14 protein-coding genes and 2 tRNA genes are annotated in these 15,956 nt (G+C 68.7%); 7 read left to right on the top strand and 9 right to left on the bottom strand.

The window, feature by feature from the left end; all coding sequences use genetic code 11:
- Positions 1-6 precede the first annotated feature (6 nt).
- Entirely contained in the window at positions 7-3,024 is a 3,018-nt protein-coding gene (locus tag ACSQ2F_RS05775) for an ExeM/NucH family extracellular endonuclease (protein WP_436020690.1), read from the bottom strand.
- Between the two features lie 182 nt (positions 3,025-3,206).
- Between ACSQ2F_RS05775 and ACSQ2F_RS05770 the strand changes: the two genes are divergently transcribed.
- Positions 3,207-3,602 (top strand): hypothetical protein, encoded by a 396-nt coding sequence (locus ACSQ2F_RS05770; protein WP_436020688.1) that lies wholly within the window; start codon positions 3,207-3,209, stop codon positions 3,600-3,602.
- Positions 3,603-3,623: 21 nt separating this feature from the next.
- Here the strand turns inward: ACSQ2F_RS05770 and ACSQ2F_RS05765 are convergent, their stop codons facing one another.
- Positions 3,624-4,334, bottom strand: coding sequence for a glutathione S-transferase N-terminal domain-containing protein (locus ACSQ2F_RS05765; RefSeq protein ID WP_436020686.1), 711 nt, complete (start codon positions 4,332-4,334; stop codon positions 3,624-3,626).
- A 144-nt stretch (positions 4,335-4,478) separates the two neighbouring features.
- Here ACSQ2F_RS05765 and ACSQ2F_RS05760 point away from each other — a divergent pair, with 144 nt between their 5' ends.
- The 4 genes from ACSQ2F_RS05760 (at position 4,479) to ACSQ2F_RS05745 (ending at position 8,536) form a co-directional block, all read left to right on the top strand.
- A complete protein-coding gene (locus ACSQ2F_RS05760; protein WP_436020684.1) occupies positions 4,479-5,288 on the top strand; it encodes a DUF2007 domain-containing protein in 810 nt (269 codons plus the stop codon).
- A gap of 229 nt (positions 5,289-5,517) precedes the next feature.
- Complete coding sequence (locus ACSQ2F_RS05755; RefSeq protein ID WP_436020682.1) at positions 5,518-5,925, top strand: DUF1294 domain-containing protein; 408 nt, start codon at positions 5,518-5,520, stop codon at positions 5,923-5,925.
- Between the two features lie 157 nt (positions 5,926-6,082).
- Positions 6,083-7,603 (top strand): methyl-accepting chemotaxis protein, encoded by a 1,521-nt coding sequence (locus ACSQ2F_RS05750; protein ID WP_436020680.1) that lies wholly within the window; start codon positions 6,083-6,085, stop codon positions 7,601-7,603.
- Between the two features lie 312 nt (positions 7,604-7,915).
- Positions 7,916-8,536: a PEP-CTERM sorting domain-containing protein gene (locus ACSQ2F_RS05745; protein ID WP_436020678.1), complete on the top strand. Its 621-nt coding sequence runs from the start codon at positions 7,916-7,918 to the stop codon at positions 8,534-8,536.
- Positions 8,537-8,689: 153 nt separating this feature from the next.
- On the opposite strand, the gene ACSQ2F_RS05740 is transcribed toward ACSQ2F_RS05745, so the two are convergent.
- From ACSQ2F_RS05740 to ACSQ2F_RS05710, 7 genes are all read right to left on the bottom strand, one after another.
- Positions 8,690-8,765, bottom strand: a tRNA-Lys gene (locus tag ACSQ2F_RS05740).
- Between the two features lie 74 nt (positions 8,766-8,839).
- Positions 8,840-8,915: transfer RNA gene (locus tag ACSQ2F_RS05735), tRNA-Lys, on the bottom strand.
- A gap of 37 nt (positions 8,916-8,952) precedes the next feature.
- Complete coding sequence (locus tag ACSQ2F_RS05730) at positions 8,953-9,714, bottom strand: tRNA threonylcarbamoyladenosine dehydratase (RefSeq protein WP_436020676.1); 762 nt, start codon at positions 9,712-9,714, stop codon at positions 8,953-8,955.
- Positions 9,715-9,727: 13 nt separating this feature from the next.
- The gene (ybgF, locus tag ACSQ2F_RS05725) at positions 9,728-10,504 is read right to left on the bottom strand and encodes a tol-pal system protein YbgF (RefSeq protein WP_436020674.1); all 777 of its coding nucleotides are present in this window, start codon (positions 10,502-10,504) and stop codon (positions 9,728-9,730) included.
- Between the two features lie 43 nt (positions 10,505-10,547).
- A complete protein-coding gene (gene pal, locus ACSQ2F_RS05720) occupies positions 10,548-11,081 on the bottom strand; it encodes a peptidoglycan-associated lipoprotein Pal (RefSeq protein ID WP_436020672.1) in 534 nt (177 codons plus the stop codon).
- A 78-nt stretch (positions 11,082-11,159) separates the two neighbouring features.
- Positions 11,160-12,428 carry a Tol-Pal system beta propeller repeat protein TolB gene (gene tolB / locus ACSQ2F_RS05715; protein ID WP_436020670.1) on the bottom strand — a complete coding sequence of 423 codons (1,269 nt, stop codon included), beginning with the start codon at positions 12,426-12,428 and terminating at the stop codon, positions 11,160-11,162.
- A 28-nt stretch (positions 12,429-12,456) separates the two neighbouring features.
- Positions 12,457-13,242, bottom strand: coding sequence for a glycosyltransferase family 2 protein (locus ACSQ2F_RS05710; RefSeq protein ID WP_436026742.1), 786 nt, complete (start codon positions 13,240-13,242; stop codon positions 12,457-12,459).
- An 83-nt stretch (positions 13,243-13,325) separates the two neighbouring features.
- On the opposite strand from ACSQ2F_RS05710, the gene msbA reads away from it, so the two are divergent.
- Both msbA and ACSQ2F_RS05700 read left to right on the top strand, forming a co-directional pair.
- Positions 13,326-15,083 carry a lipid A export permease/ATP-binding protein MsbA gene (gene msbA, locus ACSQ2F_RS05705; protein WP_436020668.1) on the top strand — a complete coding sequence of 586 codons (1,758 nt, stop codon included), beginning with the start codon at positions 13,326-13,328 and terminating at the stop codon, positions 15,081-15,083.
- Positions 15,080-15,955 (top strand): glycosyltransferase, encoded by an 876-nt coding sequence (locus ACSQ2F_RS05700; RefSeq protein WP_436020666.1) that lies wholly within the window; start codon positions 15,080-15,082, stop codon positions 15,953-15,955. The genes msbA and ACSQ2F_RS05700 overlap by 4 nt, the downstream gene beginning before the upstream one ends.
- The last annotated feature ends 1 nt before the right edge of the window (position 15,956 follow it).

Raw genomic sequence — 15,956 nt, 5'->3', positions numbered from 1 at the left:
CGGTGATCAGTAGTCTCGGCCGGCGCGCAATTGCGTCGGCGTCACGTCCCGCAGGGCGAGGAGCAGGCGGGGCGACGCGGGGCCCGCGTGGCCGTCGACGTCGAGCATCACGGCCGTGCCGGTTGCGCTGGCGACGAATCGCAGCACACCGTCGGCCACCGCATCACGCCCTGCCAGGCCGAGGGAAGCGAGCAGCGCCGAGACCTCGAGCCGGTCAGTGCCGGGCAGGAAGTCGGTGACGGTGTCGCCCGCGTCGCGCAGGGACCGGTACACGAAGACATCGCGGCCGGCACCGCCGGTCAGCAAGTCGGCGCCCTCTCCGCCGGTGATCACGTCGTCGCCCGGCGTGCCGGACAGCGCATCCCGGCCGGGCGAGCCCGCGACGCCCTTCAGCAGATGGAGGCCGATCAGCACCGGGTCGTGGTCGGAGCTCCGGAAGGCGTTCGGCTGGTACAGGTCCCGGGGCTTGAACTCGAGGTTGTAGTCGATGACCGAGGGCTCGTCGGCGTTGATGTGCCACTCGGCAGCTCCCGTCACCTTGGGCGCCAGTGCCGCCGAGGCGAGTGCGTGGTCGAGCCGCCCGGCCGCGCCGTCGAACACGTACGAGTAGGCGGCCGGATCGCTGCGCCCGATGACGTCGACGAAGCCGCCAGACAACAGGTTGTGCACCGGGTCCTCCTGCGCATAGGCGTTCAGGTCGCCGATCAACAACACGTGGTCGGTGCCACCGGCGGTGCGCTGGGCGGCGGCGAAGCTGCGCAGTGCCTGGGCCTGTTGCAGACGGCGGGCATTGAAGCAGCCCTGCAGGTCGCCGCTGTCCGCGTCGGCGCCGCTGGCGCCGGTGCAACCCTTCGACTTGAAGTGGTTCACGATCACCGTGAAGCGCTCGCCGTTGGCCGCCGCGAAGGTCTGCGCCAGGGGCGGCCGGTTGTGCACCGGCGTCGTGTCCGCCGCAGAAGGCACCGGTCGGGTGAGGCGCGCCGGCTTGTAGATCATTGCCACCTTGATCGCATCGGTGCCGGTGCCCCCCGCGGGGTCGGGGACGGCGGCGTAGCGACCGGCGCCCATGCGCGCGTTGAGCGCCGCCACCAGGTTGTCCACGGCTGCGGCGCCGTTGTTCTGGATCTCCATCAGCCCGACCACGTCGGCGTCGAGCGCGGCGAGCGCCTCCACGATCTTGCGTCGCTGACGGTTGAACTCCTCGGCGCTGTTGGCCCCCCGGCAGTCGTCGGCGGTGTTGCCGGGTGCGCACACGTTGCTGCCGTCGTTCAGCGTCGTGAAATAGTTCAGCACGTTCGCGCTGGCCACCTTGACGTTGCCTCCCACCTCGGGCGGCGCGACCGGTCGGGGATGGGTGCGGCGAATGACCGGGGCCACCGTCGGATGGACCTTGTAGTCGCCGAAGCCCGTGTTGCTGCTGGTGGCCAGGCCATAGTCGACCACGCCCGTGACGCCGTCGAGGGTGTCGCCTCCGCGGACGGTGTCGTCTGCGCCGAGGTAGGGCATCGGGTTCGGGTTCTGCGCCGAACTGCCGTCGTCCAGCACGATGCGCCGGCGGGCGTTGCCCTCGGCGACCGCCTGCGCCGCGGCGCCCGGCCGTGCCACGTTGGTCGGCGTCAGCAGGCGCCCGCCGGCCGACAAGGTCAGCTGACCGTAGCGGCCGAGGAAGTAGTTCTGCGAAACGGTGAGCGGGCCGGGAATGTGCACCAGCATGCCTTCGTAGCGCTCGAGGTCACCATCGACCGCTTCGGGCAACGCCACGGTGACGGGAGCCACGGAGGCCCCGCTGCCGAGCGTCGTCAGGCCACTGATGCGGGTGAGTTCGGTGACGGGCCGCGCCGCGGTGTCCGCATTGCCGGCCGCGCCGGTGTTGAACTCGGTGACCGTGCCGGTCAGGCGCACCGTCTGGCCCACGCTCACGGTGGGCGCAGCGCCCGTGTAGACGAGGATGCCGTCTGAGGTGAGCGGGTCGCCATCGCCGACCGGATCCTGAAGGAAGAACCCGTTGTTGACGAGCCGCGTGACCACACCCTGCGTGGTCAGGGTTTCGCCGGCGCGGGGACTGGTGGCGCCTCGCCCCTGGATGGCCGGGATGGACACCACGCCACCGCCCACTTGCACGACAAGGGTGCACGAGGCCGTCTGCCCTTCGTTGTTCCACCACTGGAGGGGCACGCTGTAACTGCCAGGCACGGCCGCGGCGGTCACCGTCAGCGACAGTGTCGCCGTGCCGCCATCGACCGTTGCTGGCGTGGTGCCCGCCAGCGCAATGCCGCCGGGCGCAGCAGCGGCGAGCCCGCCGCCGGTCACGATGCTGTCGGCATCGGTGGCGCGCGCGATCACCGTGCCGCCGACTCCCACCGCCACCGTGGCGGCGTCGCACCGGGGCACGATCGGTGCGTTGCCCGGCAGGCCACCGCATGGCGCCGCAGCAGCGGCGGCATTGCGTGGAGCCGGCGCTGCGGCCGTGAAGTCACTGCTGTTCTGGTCGGTGTCGGTGCAGCCGCCGCCCGTGCGGACGAGGGCCAGCGTGTTGCTGGATGCGGGAGCCGCCGCGCCTTCGTACGCGCTGGCGGTCGCGCCGAAGCCGACCAGGTCGACCAGGGCCGCACCCGACGGCGCCGTGCCGGTGAGCGGAGCCGTGCTGGCGACCAGTGCCACCTTGCCGGCGGTCGCGCTCATGGCAATGGCGCCGGAGGCATCCGCTGCAGGCAGCGCCACGCTGCCGCCGGCGCCATCGGCTTGCTTCACGAGGAAGTACTGGCCGGGCGCCAACGTGGCCTCGCCCAGCGGCGTCACCTGCCAACTGGAGCCCGCCGCACTGGCGTACTGCACCGACCAGCCGGCCAGGCTGACCGGCGCCGCGCCTCCGTTGAAGAGTTCGATGAAATCGCTGCGCAGGGTGGCGCCGCTGTTGCCCCCACCGCCATAGACCTGGCTGATGACGACGCCCTGCGGCGAGGCCCATGTACAGGGGGCCGCGAGGGTGGCAGCCACGCAGGCCGCAAGCGCATTGAGCTTCATGGGATGGGGACGGGTTGTGGAACGGGGGCGGCGGGAGCTTGCCCTCGCTCCGTGACGGCGGCATGTCGCCACGCCGCCATGCGGGTGACCCGCCGCCTGTCACGCCCGTGCTGCAGTGTGCCTGTATGGTTGCGTGGAGGCGCCCGCCCGGTCGGCGCCAAACGCCCCTGCTGCGAGAGCCCATGACCCCTGAACTGCACGCCAGCAAAGATGCCCTGCTCGACGAAATGCGCGACTACCAGCGCTTCGGCGGGGCCGAGGACGAGAACGACCCCGACTTCGACCCCGACTTCGATGCCGGTTACCGCCCCGCGGACATCCAGCGCTGCGGTGAAGTGATCGACACCTTGTTCGAGGACCTGCTGCAGGTGCCGGCAACCGAGGGCCGCGAGGCGGCGATCCTCGTGGCCGTCAAGGATGCGGTACTGGCCTTGAACGCCCTCAACGAGGACTGCGGCGGCAACCTGATCGAGACCGGCGAACGCGAGGCCTTGTGCGACCTGATCGAACGGGCGGCGCGGGAGGCCGGGCTGCCCGAATCGGACGAGGACATCACCGAGGCTTGGCGCGAATGGTGAGCCTCGGCGGCGGCCGCTGCATCAGGCGGACGGCCGCGCCGGAATGCCGAGGCCCCGCACCACGGCCGGCCGGGCGCGGAAGGCCTCGAGCACCCGCAGCACCTGAGGGAACGACTCGATGCCCACGAGGGCGCCTGCGTCGTAGAAGCCAACGAGGTTGTTGACCCAGGGAAAGATGGCGATGTCGGCAATGGTGTAGTCGTCGCCCATCATCCAGGCCCGCCCGGCAAGGCGCTGGTCCAGCACGCCCAGCAGCCGCCGCGACTCGGCCACGTAGCGCTCACGCGGCCGCTTGTCCTCGTAGTCCTTGCCGGCAAACTTGTGGAAGAAGCCAAGCTGGCCGAACATCGGCCCCACCCCGCCCATCTGGAACATCACCCACTGCAACGCCTCGTAGCGCGCCGCGCCCTCTCGTGGCATGAAGCGGCCGGCCTTGTCGGCGAGGTACACCAGGATGGCGCCCGACTCGAACAGCGCAAGCGGCGCGCCGCCCGGGCCGTCGGGATCGAGGATGGCAGGGATCTTGTTGTTCGGATTGAGCGACAGGAACTCGGGTGAGAGCTGGTCGTTGGTGTCGAAACTCACGAGGTGCGGCTCGTACGGCAGGCCGGTTTCCTCGAGCAGGATCGACACCTTCACGCCATTGGGCGTGGGCAGCGAGTACAGCTGGATGCGATCGGGATGGCGAGCGGGCCACTTGCGGGTGATCGGGAAGCGTGACAGGTCGTTCATGGTGGGCTTTCGAGGAGGTCCGTCCGGCCTTGGGGCCGAGCGAATTCTCTGCGCCCCTCGGGGGCGTCTGCTGATGCCGCGCCGCAAGGCCTTGCACGCCGTGGGGCAGCTCGCACGCCCTCGCCCATGTCACACTCGCCTCCCATGAAAACCGTCTTCGAAGCGTCCAGTGCCGTCGAGGCCTACATGGTGCGCGACCTCCTCCGTCAGGCGGGGCTCGTTGCTCACATCCATGGAGAGCACCTGCAGGGCGCCATCGGCGAACTGCCCGCGGGCAGCCTCGTGCGGCTGATGGTGGACGAGGCCGACTTCGCACAGGCGCGTGCGGTGGTGGAGCAATGGGACGCCGCCCAGCCGGCCGATGCGCCGCGGACGTCGCCACCCGCGCGATCCCGCCTGCTGAGCGGTCTGCTCATCGGCACCCTGGTGGGCGCGACGGCGACCTGGGCCCTGCTGCGCTCACCCGGCCAACAGCTCGCGCACGATCGCAACGGCGACGGCCGCGCCGACGAGCACTGGACCCTGCGGGCCAGTGGCTACTCGCAGCGCCTGGACGTGGACCGCAACTTCGACGGCCGCATCGACAGCGTGACCCATTTCGATGAACGGGGCGAACACAGCTGGGGTGAAGGCGACGACGACTTCGACGGTCGCAACGACAACCGCCTGAGCTACCGCGATGGCAACCTGGAACGCGCCGACATGGACACCGATGGTGACGGCGCCTTCGATCGTACGGAGTACTACACGAGCGGCGTGCTGACCCTCGCCCGCATCATCGACCCGAGCAACGGCCGCGTGCTGGCCGTCCAGCACTTCCGCCTCGGGCGCGTGACCCACACCGAGCTCGACACCGACCAGGACGGCCGGCTTGACACCGTGCACGAGTTCGGCCGGCTCGGTGAGCTGAGAGGAACGCGGCGGGTGCCCGAGCCGTCCGCCAGTCCGTCGTGAAGCCCCAACGCCAATGACACGGCCCTCGCTGAAGGGAAGTCCGCCGGGCCGTGTGGCTCGGCAGCCGTCGGGCCGAACAAGCGCCGCCCGGAACGCCGTGTCAAGGCGGCCGGATCGGCCCTCCGGCACCAATGCGGGGGCGACGCGCCCGAGTCAAGAGCGGAATCGCCCGCCTCTGCGCGGCTCGCCGCAGCCGACCGCGCCGCGCGGGAGGCGCCACGGGTCTGCCGTGGGCGCCGTCACCGCCCTGCTCTGCATCGGCGCGCTCTTCAGCCTGATCGTCCTCGCCGCGCAGGTCGGACCCGACCTCGCCGATGGCAGCCGCCGGGCGGCCCGGACACCGTGGCTCTGGCTGATCGCCTGGTACGGGGCCGCCAGCGTGGTGAGCTTTGCGCTCCACGCGCTCGACAAGCGGGCCGCCCGCCGTGGGACGCGGCGGGTTTCGGAACGCAGCCTGCTGCTCACCGCCCTGGTCGGCGGCTGGCCGGGAGCGATCCTGGCGCAGCAGAGCTTGCGGCACAAGACCAGCAAGCCATCGTTTCGATGGGCCTTCGCCGCCGCCAGCGGTCTGAACCTCCTCCTGCTGGGGCTCTGGCACGCGCAGCTGGTAAGCGGCTGGCTCTCGCGCGCGACTTGATCTCCCAAGGGAGCGACAACGCCGCACGCTCTGCGTCCGGCTCATGCAATGCGCCGGAGTGCGACAACCGCCACGCCATGGCACGGGGCGACGCTCAAGTCGCTCCGGGCCGCGCCGATACATCGGAGTTGCCCCCATCGCGATCCGCCGTTCCGCCATGAAACTCCGCTCCCGAATCCTGCTTTTGTGCGCCGTTGCCCTCATCGGCATGATCGTCCTGGCGTCTGTGTCCCTGTCGACCCTTCGTCAGTCCATGATGAAGGAGCGCACGGCGCAGCTCTCGACCCTGGTGGTCCTTGCACACGCGTCACTCGAACGCCTTCACGAACAGGAGAAGGCCGGCGAGCTCACGCGCGAGCAGGCACAGAAGGAAGCGAAGAAGCTCATCGGCAGTCTGCGCAAGGACGAGCTCTACTTCTTCGTTCGCGGATTCAGCGACGACGTGAACCTCGTGCATCCCAACCCCAAGCGCGTGGGCATCGTGGATGCCAAGGGTGGCAAGGAGGCCGGTGAGCGCTACCGCGCCGCGCTGGCGGGCAAGACCGTCGGGACGGTCATCGCCAATGGCACCCGTCCCGGAACCAAGGATGAGGTGCAGAAGCTCTACGCGATCATCAAGTTCGGCCCCTGGGACTGGATCATCGGCTTCGGCGACTACATCGACGACATCGACACCGCCTTCTGGCGCAACACCGGCATCCTGCTGGCCATTGGCGGCGTTCTGATCGTCGCCGTCGGCGGCATGGCGTGGACGCTCTCTCGCAACCTCTACCGTCAGCTGGGCGGCGAACCCGGCTACGCGTCGCAAGTGGTGCGGCAGATCGGGGCCGGCGATCTGCACGTCGACGTGCAACTGGTTCGCGGTGACAACAGCAGCCTGCTGCATGCGATGCACCAGATGCAGCAGAGCCTCGCGGCCACGGTGGGCCAGATTCGCCATTCCACGGACACCATTGCAAACGCCAGTGGCGAGATCGCCTCGGGCAACCTTGACCTCTCCACGCGCACCGAAGAACAGGCCAGTTCCTTGCAGCAGACGGCGGCCTCGATGGAGCAACTCACGTCCACCGTGAAACAGAACGCCGACAACGCCCGGCAGGCGAACCAGCTCACCGTGTCCGCGTCGGAGGTGGCGGTGCGAGGTGGCTGCGTCGTCGGCCAGGTGGTCGACACCATGGGCTCCATCAACGCCTCGTCGAAGAAGATCGTCGACATCATCGGCGTGATCGACGGCATCGCCTTCCAGACCAACATCCTCGCGCTGAACGCCGCGGTGGAAGCGGCCCGCGCCGGCGAGCAGGGACGCGGCTTTGCGGTGGTGGCCTCGGAGGTGCGCAGCCTCGCGCAACGATCAGCCAGCGCCGCCAAGGAGATCAAGCAGTTGATCGACGACTCGGTCGACAAGGTGGGTGCCGGAAGTGAGCAGGTGGCCGAAGCCGGTCGAACGATGGAAGAGATTGTCACCAGCGTCCGACGGGTGACCGACATCATGGGCGAGATCATGTCAGCGAGCCAGGAGCAGACCGCCGGCATCGAACAGATCAACCACGCCATCTCGCTGATGGACCAGGCCACCCAACAGAACGCGGCCTTGGTCGAGCAGGCCGCCGCGGCTGCCGGGTCGCTGCAGGGGCAGGCCGGCACCCTGGTCCAGGCGGTCAGCGTGTTCAAGGTCTGAGCCGCGAGGCTTCGACGCATCGGACTCAGGGCGGGAACCCGGCGCGGGCTGGACGCGGCGGCTCGACCGGAGCTCGGCCGTCAGGGGCACGGGCGGACGAAGGTTGAAGTGTCTGGGGAGCGCAACCTCACCGGCTTGCAGGCTCCCGGGGCCGACTGGCGTTGCTCCGACATCGTGGCCCGCACCATAGCGCACGTGGTACAACCGGCGCGTGCGGGGGTTGTGGACTCCGCGCCGCCGCGCAAGGCGCTCGACCGCCGCTCAGCGCGACCCGCCAGTTCGTGCGGTCCTGTCTCGCCGAAGGAGCTTCCCATGACCCCGCACTCGCTGCGCACCCTCGCGGCTCGGCTGCTGCCGCCACTGCTGTTGACCGGCGCATGCGCCGCCACCGCGGCCCCCATCACCACCATCGACCAGACCAACCCCGGGCCGTTCACCGGCACCGGCGGCAACGTCGCACCGAACTCGTATGGTCAATCCTTTACCGCAGGCCTGTCCGCCGTCGATGCGTTCGACTTTCTGCTCGGCGGGTCCGAGGCGAGCATCGTCGTGCGTGTTCGCGACGGCCTCGCCGGCTTCGACGGGCTGGGCGGCAACGTCCTGGCCGAGTCCGCGCCCGTGCTGGTCGACAAGCTGGGCAGTTTCTGGTTCCACTTCGACCTGAACCAGCGCCTTGCGTTGACCCCGGGCCAGACCTATGTGGCCGAACTCGCCATCCTCACCGGTTCGCTCGGCATTCGCATCACCACCGACAACGCATATGCCGGGGGGAGCCAGTTGATCACCGGCTACGCACCCGACCACTTCAGCACGGACTACGACATGGTGTTCCGCGAAGGGCTGCATTCACCGGTCCCGGAGCCTGCGACCGCCCTGCTCACGACGCTCGGACTGGCGGGCATCGGGTGGGCCGTGCGCCGCCGCCGCGCTTGAGGTGCAGAGCCGGTTTTGCAGCTTGTCCCGGCTGAAGGGGTCGGCGCGCGCGCCGACCCTTGTTTCGTCGTGACTGACGGGCCCGACCGCCTCGGCGGGCCCACAAAGCAAAACGCCTCCGTCGTGTCCGACGGAGGCGTTGCTTCTTAAGTTTGGTGGGCCCTGAGTGACTCGAACACTCGACCTACGGATTAAGAGTCCGCTGCTCTACCAACTGAGCTAAGAGCCCGAAAATCTGCCTTGCGGCGTGACCTTTCGGTCGGGTCTTGCGACCCCTGCGTTGCCCGAAGACACCGCAGCAAGTGGTGGGTTGTGCGGGGCTCGAACCCACGACCTACGGATTAAAAGTCCGCTGCTCTACCAACTGAGCTAACAACCCGCAAGCCCACGATTATAGAGTGCAATCTTTGTGAAGATCAAGCCCTGATCGCGAGCCCGCATTGTAGCGCCTCTGCAGCTGCAACGAAACCGAAAGTGCCGGTCACCGTCACGGCCGATCCATAGCCGTGGCAGTTGAGATTGCTGTCGGGTGCGGACGCGTCGGCCGCACACACTTCAGGCAAGGCCACCGGTTCGCGCGAGAACACGCAACGCACGCCGATCGTGCCGGTGCGGGCAGCACCGTGCTGCTTGCGAAGCCGCTGCCGCATCGAGGCCAGCAGCGGATCATGGGTGGTGGCCGACAGGTCTTCCACCTCTACCGCCTGCGGGCGCCGCTTGCCGCCGGCCGCCCCCACGGTCACGAAGGGGACGCGGTGGGCCAGTGCCCAGCCGGCCATCGCGACCTTGGCACTCACCTGGTCGCAGGCATCGACGAGCACGTCGATCGGTTGGGTCAGAAGGCCCGGCCAGTTGTCGGGCGAAACGAAGTCGTCGACCAGGTGCACCGCGCAGCCGGGATGGATGTCGGCGATGCGTTCCTGAAGCGCAAGCCCCTTGGCCTGCCCGACGGTGGCACCCACGGCCTGAACTTGGCGGTTGATGTTGGACTCGGCGACGTGGTCCATGTCGATGAGGACGAGCGAGGCCACGCCGCTTCGGGCGAGCGCCTCGGCGGTCCAGGACCCCACGCCGCCCAGGCCGACGACGGCCACGCGCAGTGCGCGCAGCCGCGCGTAACCGGCCTCGCCATACAGGCGACCGAGACCGCCGAAGCGGCGCTCGAGGTCGGCGTCCATCATCGCGTGCGCGTCAGCGCAGGGTGGCCAGCCGTTCCTTGGCAGCCACGGCGGCTTCGGACTTCGGGTAGGCGCGGATGAGTTCGTCGAGGGTGCGGCGTGCGGCCTTCAAGTCCTTCAGGTCGCTCTGCGAACTGGCCACCGACAGCAGCGCTTCGGGCGCACGCGGATGGTCGGGTGCGCGCGAGACGAGCGCACGGAACGAGTTGATGGCTTCCTTGTAGTCGCGCTTGCCGTACTGGGCATTGCCCAGCCAGAAGAGCACCGAGGGGCCGTACCCGCTTGCCGGATAGCGGCGCTGGAAGGCGCCCAGCAGGTTCGCGGCTTCTGCGAAGTTGCCCTGGCGCAGCACACCCATGGCTTCCTCGAAGAGACGGGTCTCCTCGGGATCGGCCATGAACTCGCGGCCGTCGTGGGTGACCTTCTGCGGCTCGAGCTTGCGGATCCGCTCGTCGACGCCCTGGCGGATGTCCTTCTGCACGCGCTGCAGTTCGCCCACCTCGCGGGCGAGCTGCTCGTTCTGGCCGCGCATGGCGGCCAGCTCGGCGCGCAGGCCTTCGATCTGGCTGTTCAGCGAGAGCAGGTTGTCGCGCAGGCCGGCGATCTCGCCGGCGCGGGCCTTGGCTTCGGCGTCGCGAGCGGTCTTCTCCGCCTCGGTCTTGGCGCGCAGGTCGATGATCGCCTTGCGCGCTTCATCGTCGGAGAACAAGGCGGCATGCGAGGGCAAGGCCAACGCAAGGCCAAGGGAAAGGGCCAGCGCACCAGCCGCGTGTCGGAACAGTGGGAACATGGCCCTGCCCTTCAGTCTGTCGATCAGTCAGTCAAGCGGGGGATCAGCGGCCGACGATTTCGACGCGACGGTTCTTCGCATAGGCGGCTTCGTCGCTGCCTTGCACGGCCGGACGCTCCTTGCCGAAGCTGACGGCTTCGAGCTGACCGTCGGTCGCGCCCAGCAGGGTCAGCGACTTCAGGACGGCCTGGGCGCGCTTCTGGCCGAGGGCGAGGTTGTACTCGCTGCCGCCGCGCTCGTCGGTGTGGCCTTCGAGCTTGAGCTTCTTGTTGCGGTCGGCGCGCAGGGCCTGGGCCTGGGCTTCGAGCACCGGGCGGAACTCATCCTTGACGGCGTAGCTGTCGTAGTCGAAGTAGACGACGCGGCCCGCGGCGTTGGCGCCGGCATCGTTCTTCGTCAGGTCGACGCTGGCGACCGGCGAATCCGTCACGCCCTTGCCCGAGCCCGCGCCCGTGCCACCGACCGGCTGGCGAACTTCCACCGGGGTCTTGGATTCCAGGGGCACATCGGAGGCACAGCCGGCGATGAAGAGCGAAGCGATGGCGACGAGGCCAGCAAGTTTGGTGTTGACGATCATGTGCATATCTCCAGGAACGGGCAAAGTAGCGAACGACTAACGAATGAAAAAGTGGAACAGGGAAGAACGCGACGCGGATCAGCGGCCGAACGGGCCCCACACCGGCTCGCGGACATCCGCGGCCGTGGAGACCAGCTTGGACTTGACCTTGCCGTCGAGCGTGGTGGTCATCAGCACGTCGCGCCCTTGCGAGCGGCTGGCGTACATGATCAACCGCCCGTTCGGGGCGAAGCTCGGACTTTCGTCGTCGCTCGAATCGGTCAGGGCCTTCGCGGCCGAACCCGCGGTCAGGTCCGCCAAGTACACCCGGAAGGCACCACCCTGGCGCGAAATATAGGCGAGGTGGCGGCCGTCCGGACTCAGCGAGGGGCTGATGTTATATCCACCGGTGAAACTGACGCGCTCGGCGCCCCCCCCGGACACGGAGGTGCGGTAGATCTGCGGGCCGCCTCCACGGTCGCTGACGAAGAGCAGGCTCTTGCCGTCGGGCGTGAACACGGCCTCGGTGTCGATCGAGCTGCTGTTGGTGATGCGGCGCGGGTTCTCGCCGTTGCGGCCGACAATGTAGACCTGCGACACGCCGTCGCGGCTCAGCGTCACCGCCAGCGACTGGCCGTCCGGCGCCCAGGCGGGTGCGCTGTTGGAGCCGCGGAAGGCCGCGATCTCGCGACGCGCGCCCGTGGCGATGGTCTGGGCCCACACCACGGCCTTCTGGCGCTCGTGGAAGGACACGTACGCGATCTCCTGGCCGTTGGGTGACCAGGCCGGCGAGATGATCGGGTCCATGCTGGTGATCACCACCTGGCCATTCTCGCCATCGGAATCGGCCACACGCAGCGAGTGGCTCTTGCCACTGCGAGTCACGTAGGCGATGCGGGTGGAGAAGATGCCCTTCTCGCCGGTGATGGTCTCGTACACGAAGTCGGCGACACGGTGCGCGCCCTGGCGCAGGTCGCCCGGGGCCACCACGAACGACTGCCCGCCGAGGTCCTTGTTGCGCACGGCGTCCCAGAGCTTGGCCCGCACGTCGAAGCGGCCGTCGGCCAGGCGCATGACCGAGCCGCCCAGCACCAGGTCCGCCGCCTTGGCACGCCACTCGGACATGTTGGGCTGCGTCGTCTCGTCGAGCACGGCCACGGTGTCGATGCCGCGGAACACCCCGATGCGCTCCAGGTCGGCACGGATGATGGCCGACAGCGGGTGCGGGACGCGGTCTTCCTCGCGAAATTTGGGAATGGCGATCGGGATCTGCGTGGCGCCCACGCCCGAGATCTCGACACGGAACTGCGCATGGGCCGGCAGGGCAAGCGCCAGGCCACCGGCAGCAGAAAAGGTTCGTCGGTTCATCAGCATGAAGGGTCCTGACCTCTCTTTTTCAGCTTGGTTCAATGGAAGCGGGCGTGCGGCCGATCTCGCCGGTGAGCAGACCCATCTTGAGGTAGCGGTAATACGTGCCCTCGGCGATGTACAGCGCGAGCACGAAGCCGAGCCGCCCGTCGAGGAACCCTCGGCGCAGCAGGTAGCTGCGCAGGAAGGCCCACAGGCCGTGCGACAGCGCGGGCCAGAGGCCACCGCGCTTGCCAGCACGCACCCGGTCGACGGCCCGGCCCCGGGTGTAGCGGTTCATCTTGTCGAGGGCGTCGTCCAGCGACGCCATCGTCTCATGCAACAGATGGCCCTGCAGGCGGGCGGTCGGGCCCTGCACGTCCAGCCGCTCGTGCACCTGGTCGTCGGTGAAGCGGCCTCGCTCCCGGCGAAAGAGGCGCAGCACCCGGTCGGGGTACCAGTCGCCATGGTGCATCCACTGCCCGCAAAAACGCGACAGGCGGTCGAGCTCGTAGCCCTGTACCTCGGCCTTGCCCCGCCCGGCCACCACCTCCCGGATGCGTTCCGCCAGCTCGGGGCTGACCCGTTCGTCGGCATCGATGCTGAGCACCCACTCACCCCGGGCCAGCGCCAGCGCCCGGTTCTTCTGCGGGCCGAAGCCCGGCCAGTCGTCGGTGGTGACGACGGTCGCGCCCATCGACTCGGCGATCTCCCGGGTGCCGTCGGTGCTGCCCGAGTCGACGACGATCCACTCGTCGGCGAAAGCGACACTGCGCAGGCACTCGGCGATGTTCGCGCGCTCGTTGCGCGTGATCAGGGTGACCGAAAGGGTGATGGCGGGCATGAAAGGGAGCGATTCGTCCCGTTGTCGGGAAACCCGGATTGTAGGCAGGCCGGGCGTTGGATAATCCCCGTCGAATGAACACGACCTCCCCGACCCTCAAATCCCGAGTGGCGCGCATCGCGCCCTACTTCGCGAACAGCCGGCTCGGGTTCGTCCTGATGATCGTCGGGTCGCTCGTGGGGGCTGCCACCGAGCCGCTGATCCCGGCCCTGATGAAGCCCCTGTTCGACAGCGGCTTCAAGGGCGCCACCTTTCCCCTGTGGCTCGTGCCGGTCGCCATCATCGGCATCTTCGGGGTGCGCGGGCTGGCCGGTCTCGTGGCCCAGTACGGCCTGGCGTGGGCGGCCAACCGGGGCATGCAGTCCATGCGCGAGGCGATGTTCCGACGGGTGATGAACGCCCAGCCGGAGCTCTTCAGCAAGCACACCGCCAGCAGCCTCACCAACACGATCACCTACGAAGTGCAAGGCGGCGCCACCCTGCTCGTGGGTTCGGTCATGACGCTGGTGCGGGACTCCCTCACCGTGCTGGCCCTCCTCGGCTACTTGTTCTACCTGAACTGGCAGCTGACGCTCTTCGTGGGCGTGCTCTTTCCCACCACGGCCGTGGTCATGCGCAAGCTGAGCCGGCGCCTGCACCGCCTCACGATCGAAGGCCAGAAGGCCACCGACGAGCTGGCCTATGTGGTGGAGGAGAACGTGCTGGCCTGGCGCATCGTGCGGCTGCACGGTGCCGAGCAAGGGCAGGCATCGCGCTTCGGGCGCATGAGCGATGCCGTGCGTCGGCTGGCCCTCAAGTCCACGATGGCTGCGTCCACCATGACCCCGATCACCCAGATGATCGCGGCCTGCGCCCTGTCCGCCGTGGTCGTCGCGGCGCTGTGGCAAGGTGGCAGCCAAGGCACCTTCATCTCGTTCATCACCGCCATGCTGATGCTGCTCGCGCCGATCAAGCACCTGTCCGAGGTGGCCGGGCCGATCACGCGTGGCCTCGCGGCTCTGGAGCGTGGTGTCTCGCTCGTGGACGACACGCCCGTGGAACACAGCGGCGGGTTCGACCCGGGGCGGGCCCAGGGCAAGATCGAGATGCGTGGCGTCGACCTGCGCTACAAGACGGACCAGGCCCCCGCGCTGGCCAACGTGAACCTCGAACTGAAGGTGGGCGAGACCGTCGCGCTCGTAGGCCCGTCGGGCGCCGGCAAGTCCACGCTCGTCAACCTGCTGCCGCGCTTCCTCGAGCCCACCAGCGGCACCGTGCTGCTCGACGACCACCCGCTGCGCGACTGGAACGTGGAAGCTCTGCGCCGCCAGTTCGCCCTGGTGAGCCAGGACGTCGTGCTCTTCAACGACAGCGTGGCCGCCAACGTGGCGCTCGGCACCGGCACCGGTGCCCCCATCGACCGCGATGCCGTGCGCGAAGCGCTGCGCGCGGCCAACATGCTGGAGTTCGTCGAGGGCTTGCCGCAGGGCATGGACACCGTCATCGGCCACAACGGCAACCAGCTCTCCGGTGGCCAGCGCCAGCGGCTGGCGATTGCCCGCGCCATTCACAAGAATGCGCCAATCCTCATCCTGGATGAGGCGACCTCCGCGCTCGACTCCGAATCCGAGCGACTCGTCCAGCAGGCGCTGGAGACGCTGATGCGCGGCCGCACCAGCCTCGTCATCGCCCACCGGCTGTCCACCATCCAGGCGGCCGACCGGGTGCTGGTGCTCGAGCACGGCCGCGTGATCGAGCAGGGCACGCACGCCGAACTCATCGCCCAGGGCGGCTTGTTCGCCCACCTCCATTCCCTGCAGTTCCGCTCCAACATGCCGGAGATGCCCCAATGACCGCCAGCATCAGCGGCTTCACCTTCCTGCGCAACGGCGCGAAGCTCGGCTTCCCGTTCGAGGCGTCCATCCGCTCGCTGCTGCCCCTGGTCGACGAGTTCGTCATCGCCATCGGCGAGGGTGAGGACGACACGCGCGAGCGCCTGGTCGCCCTCGGCGACCCCAAGATCCGCCTCATCGACACGCGCTGGAACGAACGCATGGCCGAGCGCGGCTTCGTGTACGCCCAGCAGAAGATGATTGCGCAGTACGCCTGTACCGGCGACTGGGCCTTCTACCTCGAAGGCGACGAGGTGCTGCACGAGAACGAACTGGCCGCCATCCGGGCCTCCGTCGACCGCCACCATGCCGACCCCGAGGTGGAGGCGCTGGTGTTCGACTACTTCCATTTCTACGGCTCGCCGCACTGGCTGGCCGTGAGCCCGGCCTGGTACCGCCGTGAATGCCGGCTCATCCGCAACACCATCCGCACCTACGCGCCCGACGGCCAGTTCTGGGTGGTGATGGACCGGCACCGCCACGGCCGCCATCCGCGGGCGGCCCTGGCCCGCGCCCACATCTACCACTACGGCCATGTCCGCCGCACCGAGTACATGCAGGCCAAGATGGACCAGGTCAGCAAGTACTGGTCGCATGGGGCGCCGCAGGTGCACTACGGCAAGATCGACGCCCAGGCGTTGCGCCCGTACACCGGCAGCCATCCGGCCGTCATGCACGACTGGCTGGCCGCCGAAGCCGAGCAGCACTTCCAGCCCGACCCCCAGCACCAGCTGACGTCGCGGGAACGCAAGCACCGCTGGGCCATGAAGCTCGAACGCGCCTTCGGGCTCGAGCTCAGCCACAAGCACTATCAACTGATTCGACCGGACTGAC

Source organism: Rhizobacter sp. LjRoot28 (assembly GCF_964253025.1).
Classification (GTDB): Bacteria; Pseudomonadota; Gammaproteobacteria; order Burkholderiales; family Burkholderiaceae_C; genus Rhizobacter.
Note: the sequence above shows the minus strand (reverse complement) of the source record. Positions and strands in the feature narration are given on the sequence as shown.

Coding starts and splice junctions, on each gene's coding strand:
- ACSQ2F_RS05775 (WP_436020690.1), bottom strand. CDS start 3,024: ATGAAGCTCAATGCGCTTGCGGCCTGCGTGGCTGCCACCCTCGCGGCC.
- ACSQ2F_RS05770 (WP_436020688.1), top strand. CDS start 3,207: ATGACCCCTGAACTGCACGCCAGCAAAGATGCCCTGCTCGACGAAATG.
- ACSQ2F_RS05765 (WP_436020686.1), bottom strand. CDS start 4,334: ATGAACGACCTGTCACGCTTCCCGATCACCCGCAAGTGGCCCGCTCGC.
- ACSQ2F_RS05760 (WP_436020684.1), top strand. CDS start 4,479: ATGAAAACCGTCTTCGAAGCGTCCAGTGCCGTCGAGGCCTACATGGTG.
- ACSQ2F_RS05750 (WP_436020680.1), top strand. CDS start 6,083: ATGAAACTCCGCTCCCGAATCCTGCTTTTGTGCGCCGTTGCCCTCATC.
- ACSQ2F_RS05745 (WP_436020678.1), top strand. CDS start 7,916: ATGACCCCGCACTCGCTGCGCACCCTCGCGGCTCGGCTGCTGCCGCCA.
- ACSQ2F_RS05730 (WP_436020676.1), bottom strand. CDS start 9,714: ATGGACGCCGACCTCGAGCGCCGCTTCGGCGGTCTCGGTCGCCTGTAT.
- ybgF (WP_436020674.1), bottom strand. CDS start 10,504: ATGTTCCCACTGTTCCGACACGCGGCTGGTGCGCTGGCCCTTTCCCTT.
- pal (WP_436020672.1), bottom strand. CDS start 11,081: ATGATCGTCAACACCAAACTTGCTGGCCTCGTCGCCATCGCTTCGCTC.
- tolB (WP_436020670.1), bottom strand. CDS start 12,428: ATGAACCGACGAACCTTTTCTGCTGCCGGTGGCCTGGCGCTTGCCCTG.
- msbA (WP_436020668.1), top strand. CDS start 13,326: ATGAACACGACCTCCCCGACCCTCAAATCCCGAGTGGCGCGCATCGCG.
- ACSQ2F_RS05700 (WP_436020666.1), top strand. CDS start 15,080: ATGACCGCCAGCATCAGCGGCTTCACCTTCCTGCGCAACGGCGCGAAG.